We start from the raw sequence: 15176 nt of genomic DNA on the forward strand, positions 1-15176 counted from the left end.
GGTGCCAGGCACCTAAGTTTAAGTTTTTTATCTTTTACTAGTTGTTTTTTTAGTCGGGAGTTGATAATTTTAATGAACCGTCCCTAAAAAACTTTTTTACGGTTGTTTTCAATTTCCCTTAACCTGTTTGTTGTTGAGTTTTGGTATGCTCCAGCTTCATAGCTGTAGTTTGTTGTAAAGGATGCTGAGCCTGTTGAAATAACTTTATTATATAGTCTTCCTAAAATGTCATAATTATTTATAGCCTTTGCTCCGTTTGGAAGGGTTATTTCCTTTTCTCTATTGTCCTTATCATATGAATAGCTTGTGGTAAAGCTTAAGTTGTTTATATATTCAACTACACTGCGAAATTCAAAGCTTATATTATTTTTAACAAATTATTAGTATTGTTTTTTATATGCCGCTGATGTCGATACAAATTTAATAAACAGAAAATGGTTTAATTTTCTATAAAAAAAAGTGTCTCATTAGTTTAGATCCATTTTTAAATCTTAAAAACCTTAAATAACATAAGCTAAATATTAATATGCTATAAAATCCATCATATTAATTTTATATTCAGCATACAATTGTTGTTTTAGTTTATTGAGAAAATTTTCTATAGTTAAAGCTAATTCATTAAATTGAATAATTTCATTAATCTCAGTTTTTTGCCATACTGAATAAATCTTCCAGTAATTATTCTTTTGTTTAATGAACTCTAAAATTGGACCATAACTATAATCCATTGTTTCATATTTAAAATCTTGTACTTTGCCATTCTTATTGTTTTTCATCCATTTAGTAAGTTGTATCCATAATTCAAGCAATAGGATATATTGTTCTTGAAAAAAAAGTTTATTATTAACCCAGATTATCAATTCTCCCTCTATGTCTGCAATAACTTTTAAATTTCGAGATTTTATTAATTCTTTATCTACTACTTTATTTTTATCAAAAGCAAAAATTATTTCTATTTTATTGGATATGCTGTCCATATCTTACCGTCACCTCCTATAATTATTTGAATCTTTGTTTCTCCTTTTGTTCCTATAGTTTTACCTAAATCTGTAATTACTTTATACGAACCATTTTGATTGTTGGGTATAAACTTTGCATTTTCAGAGTATAAAGCTTCTTTAATCCATACATTTACTTAAATTTTATTATTAGTTGCAAATTTTTGCCATCTCCCTCCTGCATCCATTAAATGCTTATTTGATACTGTAAAATCATCAACTTTCTTTGCGGCTTTAAAAGCTGCTTCAGAAGCTTTTTTGAGTACACTGTTCTTATTCGTTATTTTATTAAATGTTACTCCAATACTTTCTTTAACACTGCTAAATCTTTGCTGAATTACATACATTCTTGAAATAACAAATGTATATACATAAAGAGCAGCATGGTTAAGTTTATTTATTGAACTTTTTATACCAAAATAACCATTTGGGTCTTCCATGTTTACCGAGTCGTTGCTGCAATATGCAAACATATTATGCGATAGTAATTCTCCCTTTTCCCCAACTATCGCATCCGCATTAATAAACCTACCCCACTCAGGATTGTAATACCTACTTTGTAGATAATACAGCTTCGTATCTTCATCGTATCTGTAGCCTCTATATCTATACGGATTCTTAACCCCTACAGTTGTTGCAAGGCTTCCATCAATAGAAATTATATTACCCCAGCTATCATAGGTATAAGTTACAACTTCATTTCCTTGCCCGTCAATAAGAGCAATTACATCCCCTTGTCCATTCCTTACATAGTAATATTCTACCCCATTTAGGTTCATAGAAACAAGGTTGTCAGAGCTGTCGTAGGAATAATGGATTGTATCTAACCCGTTTGTTTCAAGTATAACCTTATCGCCTAAAAGGTAATACTTTGTTGTAACACCATTTACAGTTTTTTCGGTTCTTATTCCTTGGTCGTTGTATTTGTAGGAAATATTAAGGCCTTCCTTTGATATTGACTTTAGCTGTCTTCCTTCTTCCCATGTAAATGTATAGCCATCATAGGATAGGGGATTTCCTATTTCATCGTAGGTTATTGTCTTGCCATCAAAGCTTGTTAGTTTATCCTTCCAGTTAGAATCATCATAAGTGTATGTTATTGTTTTTGTAGGATTTTCAGGCACTCCTTCTGTATACGGATACTCTGCCTTGCTTAAAATGTTTCCACCTAAATCATAAGTATATACTATTGTCTTGTTTAATATTTGATTGTCTTCCCTTATAACTTCATTTAGCTCGTTGTAATAATATTTTATTCTTTTCCCATCCCGGGTTATTGTTTCAATATTTCCATTTGCATCGTAGGTGTAGTTTATTTTTTTTACCGTTGTTGTCAATCTCGCTTAACCTGTTTGTTGTTGAGTTTTGGTATGCTCCAGCTTCATAGCTATAGTTTGTTGTAAAGGATGCTGAGCCTGTTGAAATAACTTTATTATATAGTCTTCCTAAAATGTCATACTGATAAGATATTTTGCCACCACTGTTTATTGATACATCTTTTATTTTACCATCTTTATCGTAGTTATAAAATGTAAAGTTAGGGCTTGTATCATATACTTCAAAGTCATATAGGGAATATCCATAGGAAGTTCCTCTAACCCTTCCAAGCATTCTTACATATCTTCCGCTTGTTGAAAGACTTATATCGTCAATTCCACCATCACCATTATTTGTTGAATATACTGTGGTCCAATTAGTAGTATCATTTGAAACCTGTATATCATAGCTTTTCCCATAGGCTTCTGCCCAATTCAATATTACCCTTTTTATATTTTTAACTGAGCCTAAATCAACATATATCCACTCATTATCGGTATACTGGCTCGACCATCTTGTATTGCTGTTATCATCAAATGCTTTATCAAATGAATATACACTATTCCTATCCTGCACCGATGAGGCATCTGAAACTTTACCCTTTGCCAAATCATAATCGTTGTAATTGTTAAAGCTATTTGATACCCTAATAACTTCACTATTTAGGCTATATCTAAATCGGTTTCTGTTTCCATTTGAATCCTCTATCTTTATTAATCTATCTGAAATATCATATACATATCTATATTTTACCCCATTTACAAGGTCATCTAAATAGCCTAAATTTCCGCTTGCATCATATTCGTATCTAAACCTTTCTGCTCCGTTGTATTTTTTTGTAGTAATTCTGTCAAGATATTGGAATCAAATTTGATTATTTTTGCTTCTTTTAAGGAATTTCTAAGATATTTGGTGCATCTTCTGCTGAGGATGAACTGTTAAAAATGTCTGCGAATACTTTGATGTTGATAAAAGAAAAAATTAGCGTGAAGATTAGAATAAAAGAAATGCGACGTTTAAGTGTGTGCATCATAAAACCCCTTTCATGATAGAATTACAAGGATAATAATAATAATAATAATAATAATAATAATATAAAGGGATTTCAAGAATTTATTTTTGTAAAATTAAGAATTTTTTACCATAGTAAAAGTATCTTATAAGATAAATTTTTAGTTTTATATAACTCTTTAAATCAGCTTTTTAATTTTATAATAGTTTTACAAAGTTTTGATCTGCTTTCTTTAATGGTTTAAAATCCATAAAAAATAAACAAAGGCGGGCATTGAAAAATTTGCCCACCCATAATTAAACGGAAATATATTGTCTATATTCTCTTCCATCTTACTCCCTGTGGAGTATCTTCAAGTATTATTCCCATTTCCTTTAGCTGATCCCTTATTTTGTCTGCAAGGGCGTAGTTCTTTTCCTTTCTTGCCTTTTGTCTTTCTTCTATAAGCCTTTCAATTTCCTCATCAAGGCTTCCCTTTGTTGATTTTTCAAGTATTCCAAGTGGTGAACCAAGCTCCCTTATAAGGTCGAGGGCTTTTTGTGCAAGCTTCTTTGGTGAACCCTCTTTAATGTTTGTGTTAACTTCCCTTACAAGGTCAAATATAACTGAAATTCCATCAGCAGTATTAAAATCATCGTCCATGACTTCGATATATCTTTCCCTAAAGCTATCAAGCCTATTGAAAAATTCTAATTCTTCAGCAGTAAGTTCCCTATCCTCTGAGGTTTCAATAACGTGTTCAAGGTTTGCAATTGCATTATATAGTCTCTCAAGGGCTGCCTTTGCCTGATCTAAAAGCTCTATGCTAAAGTTAATTGGATTTCTGTAGTGTCCTGAGAGCATAAATAATCTTACAACTTCTGCATCATACTTTTCAAGTATTTCCCTTGCTGTAAAGAAATTGTTAAGGGATTTTGACATCTTTTGGTTGTTAACATTTAAGTAAGCAACGTGCATCCAGTAGTTTGCAAAGGGTTTTCCATTTCTTGCTTCGCTTTGTGCTATTTCGTTCTCATGGTGTGGGAATATAAGATCTGCACCGCCTCCGTGGATATCGATGGTTTCTCCAAGTAGGCTGCAGGCCATAGTAGAGCATTCAATATGCCAGCCTGGTCTTCCTTCTCCCCATGGACTCTCCCATGCTGGTTCTCCTTCCTTTTTAGCCTTCCAAAGGGCAAAATCCATTGGATTTCTTTTTCTTTCATCTATCTCGATTCTTGCACCAGCCTCTAAATCTTCAATACTTTGGTGGGAAAGTTTTCCATATTCTTTGAATTTTGTAGTATCAAAGTAAACATCACCATCGACTACATAGGCATATCCCTTATCTACAAGGTCCTTAACGAAGGCAATGATTTCGCCAATAAACTCTGTCGCCCTTGGGTTTACTGTTGCCCTTTTAATCTTTAATCCGTCGGCATCTTTATAGTATTCCTTTATATATTTTTCAGCAACTTCTTTAACAGTCGTTCCTTCTTCATTAGCTCTTCTTATAAGTTTATCATCGATATCGGTAAAGTTTTGAATAAATTTTACCTTGTAGCCCCTGTATTCAAGATACCTTCTTATTGTATCAAATACAATAAATGTTCTTGCGTTACCTATATGAAAATAATTATATACAGTTGGTCCGCAGGCATACATTTTAACCTCGCCAGGTGTAATTGGATTAAAAACTTCCTTTTGTCTTGTCATTGTGTTGTAAATCTTTATTGTCATATACTTCATCTCCCTTCAAATAATTTAATATATAAAAATCCCCTTCATCATAGAGACGAAGGGGACTCCGCGGTTCCACTCTATTTAGGCAAAGCCTCACTTAGAATTATAACGGTATTACCGTCTCTGCCTACCCTTTTCGGCAGAAAAGCTCCGGGGCGCACCCTTCAGAAGATTCCCTGCCACTGCTTTCAGCCTAAGGCAGCAGCTCTCTTTAAGGTAAGCCTTCCTACTCCTTCCCATCATAGCAATTTGTATATTATTTTATGGGTTATTAAAAAATTTTCAACCCTTTTATATATATTATACTATAAAAATTCAAATATGAAACATAAATTCCCTTGTTTTAAGGGGATTTCAGACTGTTGAAAAAGTTGTTTTTTGATAAGCCCCGTGAAGGATTTCCCCGGCATTCGCTCATTTCGCTAAGCAATTCTAAGTTTTTCTTTGTTTTCAAAAGTCCTACCCTCGTGAGCCGACATCCGTGTCGGCCACTCGGCTCTGCACGTCCGTGTGCAGAATTACGGACTTTTGAAAAGTCGAAAAGCAAGAATTGCTAAAGCTCATGAGAGATGCCTTTTTGAAATCCATTCACAGGGCTCTTGCAAAGTCCAAACACCAATGAGAGTTTGTCTACAATCTGAAATCCCCTTATTTTAAGGGGATTTAGTTTTTACAGCAAGTTATTTTTTACATATTCTAATCTTTTTAATATTTTATCCTTTCCTAGGATGTCAATTATATTTACAAGTTCTGGGCCGTGCATTTGGCCTGTAAGGGCAACTCTGATTGGCATAAATAACGCCTTACCCTTTGCACCTGTTCTATTTTTTAACTCCTTAAATACATTTTGAGCAAAGTTTAGATCAATACTTTCAGCTTCCTTTACCATATTTTCAAATTCCTCTAAAAGATTTAGAACATGTTCTTGCTTTAAAACCTCATGGGTTTCATCGTTTTCTATTTTAACTTCGTCGCCAAAGAATATGTGAACATGGTTTACTATATCTCCAACAAAAGGAAGTCCATCCCTTACAGTTTCAACAACCTTTGTTATCCATTCTCTGTTTTCCTTTGCAAATTCCTCTGTTATATATCCTGAATTTACAAGATGAGGAATGGCAAGGTCAACTATCCTTTCAATTGGGCTCTTTCTAATGTATATTCCATTTATGTGGTTGAGCTTATCAAGGTCAAATACAGCAGGATTTTTAACCACTCTATTAAGATCGAACTTTTCTATAAGCTCTTCGAGAGAGAATATTTCCTCTTCTCCTTCTGGAGACCATCCAAGAAGGGCAAGATAGTTTACTATAGCTTCAGGCAGATATCCTGCATCCCTATATTGTTCCACCCATGTTGAGCCGTGGCGTTTGCTCATCTTTGTTCTGTCTTTCCCAAGAATTAATGAAACATGGGCAAACCTTGGAACATCAAAGCCTAGGGCCTTGTATATTAAAATTTGTCTTGGAGTATTTGAAAGGTGTTCCTCTCCTCTTATAACTGTAGTAATTTCCATAAGGTGGTCGTCTATAGTTACAGCAAAATTATATACAGGAATTCCATCTGACTTTACAATAATAAAATCCCCTATATCCTTTGAATGGAATTCTACTCTTCCTCTTACGATATCATCAACAACTATAAGTTCATCATCAGGAACCTTAAATCTTACAACTGGTTTCCTTCCCTCTTTTTCATAGGCCTCTTTTTGTTCAGGTGTTAAATGCCTGCACTTTCCTGAATATCTTGGCATTTCACCTCTTTTTAGAGCCTCTTCCCTTTCCCTTTCAAGTTCCTCTTCGCTGCAGTAGCAAAGGTATGCCTTTCCTTCGTCTAATAATTTTTGAACATATGGATTGTATATCCCTACCCTTTCAGTAGAACGATATGGCCCATGTTCTCCGCCTACTTCAATTCCCTCATCCCAGTTTATTCCGAGCCATCTTAAGCCTTCGATGATTACTCTTTCTGACTCTACTGTTGAACGATTAAGGTCTGTGTCCTCTATTCTAACTATGAATTTTCCGCCTGTATGTCTTGCATAAAGATAATTAAAAAGTGCTGTTCTTGCACCGCCAATATGCAAATGCCCTGTTGGACTTGGGGCAAATCTTACTCTCTCCATCAAAACACCTCCAAAAATATAGCATTCCCTATTAATTTTACTTATATTTCCGATATTTTTCAACATAAAAGGAGCTATTTTATAATCCATTTAATAAATTCCGGAAACCTTTTTGCCCAATATTTTTCACTATGGGTTGCACCTTCGTCGACAACAAGTTTTAAATTTTCCTTTGGAAGTTTTTTAAGAAGCTCATCATAAACACTCAATGTTCCCTTAACATATATATCAGGGAATTCCTTGACCTTTTCATCGCTGGTTTCCTTTGTCCCAATATCTAAGTAGAACTTCATATCATTTCTTATTTTATTTTCCCTTATAAAATTTAATAAATCACTTTCAGAAAACCAAACTGCCGTTGAAAATGCACCAACCTTTGAAAAAACATCCTGATATTTTACCCCTGCATAAAGGGATATAAATCCTCCCATAGAACTTCCTGCAATTATAGTATTTTCCCTTCCCTTTAAAGTTCTAAACTCGCTATCTATTATAGGCTTTAAAGTATGAACTATAAAATCTACATATTGGTCCCCTTCTCCACCAACACAAGGAATATCTAACCTTGATAAAAGTTTTGGAACCTCGAAGTTTTCCCAAGGGGAATATTCGTCAAGCCTTTTATGACCCTCTCTATTACAATCCAATCCTACAACAATTAACCCATCAATATAACCTTCCCTTTGAAGTATATCAAGGCTTTTATCAACTTCCCACGAAAATCCCGAATAGGGGCTTTTGTCAAACAAATTTTGTCCATCATGCATATAAAGAACTGGGTAACTTTTTTGGGTTTCAAAATAATCGATTGGAAGATAAATTCTTGTAATTCTTTTCCTGTTAAGTTGAGGGATATAAATCTCTTTAATAATAATCCTTTCCATACCTTTCCTCCATCACTATTGATTTTAATCATATTTTTTGTTAATATACCCCTATATGGTATTTCGGGGGTGATTTTTTATGACAAATGATAAACTCAAAAATACACAAATTGCATCGTTAGGAATAATGTTTTTCTTAATGTGTGGTCTTAGAATGTGGTTTGCTATATTTTTATATTTCATCTTCGGTATAACATTAACTATAATAACAAAAAAAAGAACATACTGTGCAAATTTTTGTCCACTAGGTGCCCTTTCGGATGCATTTTCTTTTAAGGAAAATAAAAAATTTCTTAAGCTTCCAAAATCCATTCAATATTTAACTTTTATCGTCTTTTTCCTCTATATCTTTTTTATCCTATACTATAATTGGGGAAATATTTTTTTGCTTTGGGCAGAGCTATTTAAGTTTATCCTTTTTATCGTATTTATCGCATTGACTTTACAGGTATTTTATAAAAACAGAACCTGGTGCACAACATTATGTCCTATGGGAAAAATATACAAAGGGATAATAAAGTATAAGATATAGCCTGAAAAGACTATATCTTTTTTATTTAATGAAATACCTAATGATAAAATACATTTGAAGAATAATTATCATGGGTATGCCAACAGTAAATTTAATATGCTTTGTCTTGTGGTGAAATAAATGAATCCCTAAAAATATCCCAACGCTTCCGCCTAATAAAGCAAGTAAAAATAAGCTCTTTTCAGAAATTCTAAATTTGCGCCTTTTAGCCCTTTGCTTGTCCATATACATTACTAATAGGGATATGATATTAATTAATAATAAATAAGATTTTATTAAATCCATACAACCTCCTAAAAATCTCTCATAGCCCTTTTTATTTCCTCTACAAACAGATCTATATCTTCCTTTTTTGTATCAAAGGATGTCATCCATCTAACTTCATCTTTTTCTTCATCCCATATATAGAAGAAATATTTTTCTTGCAGTTTTTCTATAGCCTTCCTTGGCATAATTGCAAAGACAGCATTTGCCTCCACTCTTTGAGTTAATTTTATTTCATCTATCTCTTTAACCTTTTCCTCAAGATATTGTGCCATTTCATTTGCATGCTTTGCGTTTTTTAGCCATAAATCATTAGATAAAAGAGCTTCAAACTGTGCTGAAATATATCTCATTTTAGAATGTAGTTGCGTTCCTTGTTTTCTTACGAATTTAAAATCCTTTGAAAGCTCTCTATTAAAAAACACCACTGCCTCTCCAAACATCATTCCGTTTTTTGTCCCGCCAAAGGATAAAACATCAACTCCCGCATCCTTTGTTATTTCCCTAAGGCTTTTGTTTAACGATGCCGCAGCATTTGCTATTCTTGCCCCATCCATGTGGACATACATATCGTTTTCATGGGCAAATTTTGTAATTTCTTTAATCTCTTCAACAGTATAAACTGTTCCAACTTCAGTAGATTGAGTTATAGAAATAACCTTGGGTTGTGAATGATGTTCTACTCCTTTTGCATGTAAAAGTTTTTTGATATCATCGATTCTTATTTTCCCATCAGAACTTGGAACCGTAATTATCTTACAACCGGAACTTTTTTCTACCGCACCACATTCATCAACATTTATGTGAGACATCGGTGATGCTATTATTGCATTAAAGGGCTTTGTTATTGCCGTTAATGCTAAAACATTAGCCCCAGTTCCGTTGTAGACAAAATATACATCAATATCCTTTCCAAATATTTCTTTAAACTTTTCTATTGCCCTTTGAGTATAAACGTCATCTCCGTAGGATATAACATCCCCATCATTTGCCCTTATTATTGCCTCTAAAATTTCATGATGAACCCTAGCGTTATTGTCGCTTGCAAAACTTCTCATAAAATCCCCCCATTATAGACTGTTTGCAAATTCTATGTATTTATTTCTAAACTTTATGTTTTCTTCCTCCATTTCGATTTTTTCGTATTCTTCCGTTAATTTTTCTTGGGTTTTTTTATCTAAAACTCTTCTTGCCGTCATATATACTGCATTATCTTCCTTCTCTATATGCCCTTCAAGTAGCATCGCATAGCAAATTGCATTGGCTACTATATACGCCTTTTGTCTCTTATCTCCATTTTCATATTTATTTAGTGCATCTTCAAGATTTCTTATATACATCCTTCCTAGGTCATGTTCAAGAAGCATCCCTTGAATTGCACCAGTCTTTAGTGCCTCATTTTTCTCTGACATTATGTTAAACAGCATTTTTTCTTCCTTTTGGTGATGGTATTTGTCTGCAAAATTTCTTACAAAGTCGATAATCTGTCTATAAAAGTTAATATCAACATTTTTACCTTCAACAAGCTGTTCGCAATCCCTTTTTATAGCAGCTAATACTTTTTTTATATAAACATGCTCATTAATTAAAATATCCACAGCATCCATACTATCACCTCATAATAAACTTATTAAATATATTATTCCAAACATAAGGTGCAAATATGCTGTATTAGGAACAAAGGCCCTTTTATTTGTATATTGAAGCTTATAAGTCTTATATGCCTTAAACACCGTCAAAAACGTTAATAGTGAAGATGATGGTAAGCTTTTAAATAAAGTAAGTATTATTATCGATGCATATGATAAAATAACTAAAATCAAATAAGCCCTTTTTCCATTTTTTAAGCCAAATCTTACACTAAAGGTTTTTATTCCATTTTCTACATCCTTTTCATAGTCCCTTATTTCATTGCTAATAAGGAGGGCTGGTATTAGAAAGCTAAAGGGTAAGGAAATTAAGACGACATCCATTAATCTTGTATTTCCAAAAACGCAGTAGCTTCCAACAACCATTAATGGCCCCATTAATATAAATGAAAACAAAGCACCGAGGCCCTTATTTTTATAGTTAAAGGGATAACCAGTATAAGCATATCCTCCTATAAGACCAATTGTCCCTATGATAAGCAAAGTAATGTTTTTAAAATAAACTACAAGCAAAAGGCCAATAAGGGCTGCAACTCCAAAACAGGCCATTCCAACTAAAAATATTATTATCTCCGTTTTAGTCCTTTCTACCCCTAAGAAGGGGTATTTTTTGTCATCATCAATTAGTTTGTCTGTTTTCCCTTCAAAGTAATCATTAACAAGATTAACCCCAGCTTGTATTAATAGCCCTGCCTTTAATGTAAAAATTACAGCTATACTGCTAATTAAATCAATTACTCCATCCTTAAACAAATGCCCAAACTTATATGCAATCACTATCCCGCAGGCAGTTGAAACAAATGCAATACTAAGAGAAAAAAGTCTTAGTGCCCTATAAATATCCTTAATTAGTTTCATATTTATCCATCCCATCATATATTCCAATGGTTTCCTTCTTTAAAGTTTTCGATTACATCGTGGGCCATCGTTAGTTTTTCCTTTGGATAAGTTGTTGCAACTCCAAAAACCTTCATTCCAGCTCTAACTCCTGCTTCAATGCCTGCAAGGGAATCTTCAAAAACAATGCAATCTTTAGGTTCTACCCTTAAAAGTTCAGCTGCCTTTAAAAATATTTCCGGGTCTGGTTTACCCCTTTTGATCATCCCCGCATGGGCTATTGCATCTATATATTTTCTTATATCTAACCCGTCCAAAATAAAATCTATATTTTGAATTGGAGCTGAGGATGCAACCGCAACCTTTATTCCCTTATTCTTTAAAAACTTTAGATATTCTGTAAGACCATCAACCTCCTTTATATAATCCTTATAAACCTCCCTGTAAACCCTTTCCTTTTCTTCACCAAGTGTCAATACTTCATCATCCTTAAGTTCCCTTTTAAAAATTTCTGCAAAAATCTCTTTGTTGGTTCTTCCAAAGTTTTTAATAATATCCTCATCTTTAAAATCCACATCGTATCTTCTTGCAAACTCCTTCCAAGCAATGCAGTGGTATTCATAGTTATCAATCAAAACTCCGTCCATGTCAAATATAGCCGCTTTAATCATTCCAAGTCTCCTTTCCTTCTGTTTTATTCTTAGATGTCTGAACTAAAACTACTCCTATTAAAATTATAAAAGTTGAAATTATTATTCTTAAATTTATGGCTTCATTCAAAATCAAAGCCCCTAATATAACTGCAACTATTGGATTAATATACGCATAGGTTCCTGCCTTGGATGGAGGCCATTTTTGAAGAATGTAGATGTAACTGCTGTAACCAATTAATGATCCAAAAACGATTAAATATAAAAGGGCACTAATTCCTTTTAATGTAATATCTAAATTTATATTGCCATATAAAAGTCCTACAATCAATAACGAAATTCCTCCTACGACCATTTCTATCCCTATATGCGAAACTGTTGATCCCGTCGCTTTAAATGTGTTTTGGTAAACTGAACCTACTGCCCAAAGAAGCGATGCTAAAAGTAAAAGAATGGCTCCCTTCACATCTATTGCCGAACTTGAATCGGTAAAGGTTAGAAAAACAACCCCGATAAACCCTAAAATAAGTCCAATCCATCCCTTTAGTGTTAATCTACTTCCATTAGGAACAAATAGTTCAATAATTGCAATAAATAGCGGGACAGTTGCAACTAAAATCGATGCTATACTTGATGCCACCCATTGCTCCGTCCAAACAACTAAACCATGTCCTCCAAGAAGTAGGAATAATCCAACTATTGTTATATTTAAAACATCCCTTTTGCTTTTAGGAAATTCTAAAGTCTTAATTTTAGCATACAAAAGCATTAAACTGCCAGCTAAAGTAAACCTTATCCCTGCAAAAATAAAAGGCTGAACCTCTGAAACTCCAATTCTTATTGCAAGGTATGTTGAACCCCACACAATACAAACAGCAATAAAGGCTAATATAGCCTTAGTATCATCCTTCATTACAATTCCCCCCAAAGCCGTTATTAAACAATTTTAACATTAGTTAATAAAAATTTCCATAAAAAATAAAGGCACATGAATGTGCCTTTATCACTTATTCTTTTTCGCCTCTTTTTTCCTCATTTCAGGATTTAAAATTCTTTTTCTCATCCTTATACTCTTTGGCGTTACCTCAACAAGCTCATCCCCCGCTATAAATTCTAAGCACTGCTCAAGGGACATTTCAAAAGGTGGAGTAAGCCTTAGAGCCTCGTCTGAACCTGCTGCCCTCATGTTTGTTACATGTTTTTTCTTACATACGTTAACATCTATATCCTCCGACCTTGAACATATTCCAACAATCATTCCCTGATAAACAGGCGTTCCTGGGCCAATTATAAGGCTTCCCCTTTCCTGTGCATTATATAGTCCATAGGTTACTGCTTCCCCTGTTTCAAAGGCTACTAAAACTCCCCTATTTCTTTCCGGTATATCTCCTTTTGCAGGTTCGTAGCCGTAAAATATATGATTCATTATTCCATTACCCTTAGTATCTGTTAAAAATTCACTTCTATATCCTATAAGGCCCCTTGCTGGGATTTTAAACTCAAGCCTTACATATCCATTTATAGCAGAAGTCATATTTATCATTTCAGCTTTTCTGGAACCCAGCTTTTCAATTACAACTCCTACATATCCCTCTGGAACATCTATCGTTAAAAGCTCAATAGGTTCACACAATACCCCATCTATTTCTTTATAAATAACCCTTGGTCTGGATACTTGAAATTCATATCCTTCCCTTCTCATCGTTTCAATAAGAATAGAAAGATGAAGTTCTCCTCTTCCTGCAACCTCAAAGGCGTCTGGTGAATCTGTTTCGCTTACTCTTAAACTTACGTTCGTTTCAAGTTCCTTAAATAACCTGTCCCTTAAATGCCTTGTTGTAACGTATTCCCCTTCCCTTCCTGCAAAGGGACTGTCGTTGACACTAAAGGTCATTGATATCGTTGGCTCATCAATTTCAACAAAAGGAAGGGGCTCGGGGTTTTGAGAATCAGCTATAGTCTCTCCTATATTAATGTCAGTAAGACCTGCAACTGCTACTATATCACCAAGGAAGGCCTCTTCAACTTCTTCTCTTTTTAAGCCATTAAAAGTATAAAGAGTAACAATTTTCCCATTTCTAACGCTTCCATCCTTACCGCATATTGCAACCTGTTGGTTTCTTTTAATCCGTCCCCTTTCTATTTTCCCTATGGCAATTCTGCCTACATAATCATTTGAGTCTATTGTTGTTACAAGCATTTGAAGCGGCTCATCTTTATACCCTTGTGGTGCAGGAACGTGGTTAATTATTGTGTCAAATAACGGCTTTAAGTCTTTTGCCTCATCCTCAAGTTCGTATTTTGCAATACCATCCCTTGCAGAGCAGTAAACTATTGGAAAGTCAAGCTGCTCATCATCGGCACCAAGTTCTAAAAATAGTTCGAAAATCTCATCTATAACTTCATTAGGTCTTGCATCTTGTCTATCGATTTTATTTATAACTACAATAGGCTTTAGCTTAAGCTCAAGAGCCTTTTTAAGGACAAATCTTGTCTGTGGCATTGGGCCTTCAAAGGCATCTACAAGAAGCAATACTCCATCCACCATCTTTAAAACTCTTTCTACTTCTCCTCCAAAGTCGGCATGGCCAGGGGTGTCAACAATGTTTATTTTAGTATCACCATAAAATATAGCGGTATTTTTAGAAAGGATTGTAATTCCCCTTTCCCTTTCTATATCGTTAGAGTCCATAACCCTTTCTTCTACCCTTTCATTTACTCTAAATACACCGCTTTGTTTTAACATTCCATCAACGAGTGTTGTTTTCCCATGGTCAACATGGGCAATAATTGCTATGTTTCTTACATCGTTCCTTACAAATCTATCCATATTAACCTCCAAACTTAAACTAAATTGTGCAACGTTTTATTTTACTTTAATTTAATTATTATTGTCAATAACGCCCTTCAAATTGATAGTGTCAAGATATTGTAGGTTAATTTTTATAGACAACCCCTTAAATTAGCTAGTTTCAAGGCGTTTGTTAAATTTAAAAAACTTAAATTATATTTTCATATTTTATTGATTTTAATATCCTGTAAATTGGCGTTACTTTCCCTATGTTCAATATCGTTATATTATTCATAACTTCACGTGAAGATTTATTTATCTTTCTTATCGCTTCTTTTATTTTCTTCTTACTTACCTTGTAAGGCTTTTTCTATCTTCCTTAAACACACTTATTT

General features: G+C 33.8%; 14 protein-coding genes, 1 pseudogene and 1 other annotated feature. Of the genes and pseudogenes, 1 reads left to right on the top strand and 14 read right to left on the bottom strand.

The features are described from left to right. Positions 1–521 precede the first annotated feature (521 nt). The 6 genes from CAAU_RS05360 to CAAU_RS05385 all read right to left on the bottom strand — a co-directional run bounded on the left by CAAU_RS05360 (position 522) and on the right by CAAU_RS05385 (position 8058). Positions 522–977, bottom strand: coding sequence for a DUF7878 domain-containing protein (locus CAAU_RS05360; protein WP_008908404.1), 456 nt, complete (start codon positions 975–977; stop codon positions 522–524). 158 nt (positions 978–1135) lie between these two features. Then, a complete protein-coding gene (locus tag CAAU_RS15175) occupies positions 1136–2335 on the bottom strand; it encodes an RHS repeat domain-containing protein (protein ID WP_242822565.1) in 1200 nt (399 codons plus the stop codon). After that, a complete protein-coding gene (locus CAAU_RS14995) occupies positions 2280–2924 on the bottom strand; it encodes a discoidin domain-containing protein (protein ID WP_008908406.1) in 645 nt (214 codons plus the stop codon). Before CAAU_RS14995 ends, CAAU_RS15175 begins: the two co-directional genes overlap by 56 nt. A gap of 718 nt (positions 2925–3642) precedes the next feature. Beyond that, positions 3643–5040: a cysteine--tRNA ligase gene (cysS, locus tag CAAU_RS05375; protein ID WP_040306047.1), complete on the bottom strand. Its 1398-nt coding sequence runs from the start codon at positions 5038–5040 to the stop codon at positions 3643–3645. A gap of 54 nt (positions 5041–5094) precedes the next feature. Beyond that, positions 5095–5301 (bottom strand) — a binding site (T-box leader). A 418-nt stretch (positions 5302–5719) separates the two neighbouring features. Continuing rightward, on the bottom strand, positions 5720–7174 hold the full coding sequence (gltX, locus tag CAAU_RS05380; protein ID WP_008908409.1) for a glutamate--tRNA ligase: 1455 nt from the start codon (positions 7172–7174) through the stop codon (positions 5720–5722). Positions 7175–7248: 74 nt separating this feature from the next. Further along, positions 7249–8058, bottom strand: a complete 810-nt coding sequence (locus CAAU_RS05385) for an alpha/beta hydrolase (protein WP_008908410.1) — start codon at positions 8056–8058, stop codon at positions 7249–7251. 79 nt (positions 8059–8137) lie between these two features. Here CAAU_RS05385 and CAAU_RS05390 point away from each other — a divergent pair, with 79 nt between their 5' ends. Beyond that, positions 8138–8590 carry a 4Fe-4S binding protein gene (locus CAAU_RS05390; RefSeq protein WP_040306043.1) on the top strand — a complete coding sequence of 151 codons (453 nt, stop codon included), beginning with the start codon at positions 8138–8140 and terminating at the stop codon, positions 8588–8590. A gap of 21 nt (positions 8591–8611) precedes the next feature. Here the strand turns inward: CAAU_RS05390 and CAAU_RS05395 are convergent, their stop codons facing one another. The 8 genes and pseudogenes from CAAU_RS05395 to CAAU_RS15590 all read right to left on the bottom strand — a co-directional run. Continuing rightward, positions 8612–8875, bottom strand: coding sequence for a DUF1294 domain-containing protein (locus tag CAAU_RS05395; RefSeq protein ID WP_008908413.1), 264 nt, complete (start codon positions 8873–8875; stop codon positions 8612–8614). Between the two features lie 8 nt (positions 8876–8883). Next, positions 8884–9912 (bottom strand): threonine aldolase family protein, encoded by a 1029-nt coding sequence (locus tag CAAU_RS05400; protein ID WP_008908414.1) that lies wholly within the window; start codon positions 9910–9912, stop codon positions 8884–8886. A 12-nt stretch (positions 9913–9924) separates the two neighbouring features. Further along, entirely contained in the window at positions 9925–10461 is a 537-nt protein-coding gene (locus CAAU_RS05405) for a hemerythrin domain-containing protein (protein WP_008908415.1), read from the bottom strand. A 9-nt stretch (positions 10462–10470) separates the two neighbouring features. Continuing rightward, complete coding sequence (locus CAAU_RS05410; RefSeq protein ID WP_192811186.1) at positions 10471–11361, bottom strand: prenyltransferase; 891 nt, start codon at positions 11359–11361, stop codon at positions 10471–10473. A gap of 14 nt (positions 11362–11375) precedes the next feature. Further along, complete coding sequence (locus CAAU_RS05415; RefSeq protein WP_008908417.1) at positions 11376–12011, bottom strand: HAD family hydrolase; 636 nt, start codon at positions 12009–12011, stop codon at positions 11376–11378. Next, positions 12004–12903, bottom strand: coding sequence for an EamA family transporter (locus CAAU_RS05420; RefSeq protein WP_008908418.1), 900 nt, complete (start codon positions 12901–12903; stop codon positions 12004–12006). Before CAAU_RS05420 ends, CAAU_RS05415 begins: the two co-directional genes overlap by 8 nt. A 90-nt stretch (positions 12904–12993) precedes the next feature. Then, the gene (gene typA, locus CAAU_RS05425) at positions 12994–14820 is read right to left on the bottom strand and encodes a translational GTPase TypA (protein WP_008908419.1); all 1827 of its coding nucleotides are present in this window, start codon (positions 14818–14820) and stop codon (positions 12994–12996) included. 169 nt (positions 14821–14989) lie between these two features. Beyond that, positions 14990–15142: pseudogene (locus CAAU_RS15590) on the bottom strand (ISLre2 family transposase); the annotation flags it as partial. Positions 15143–15176 lie beyond the last annotated feature (34 nt).

The organism is Caloramator australicus RC3 (genome assembly GCF_000297115.1).
Lineage (GTDB): Bacteria > Bacillota > Clostridia > Clostridiales > Caloramatoraceae > Caloramator > Caloramator australicus.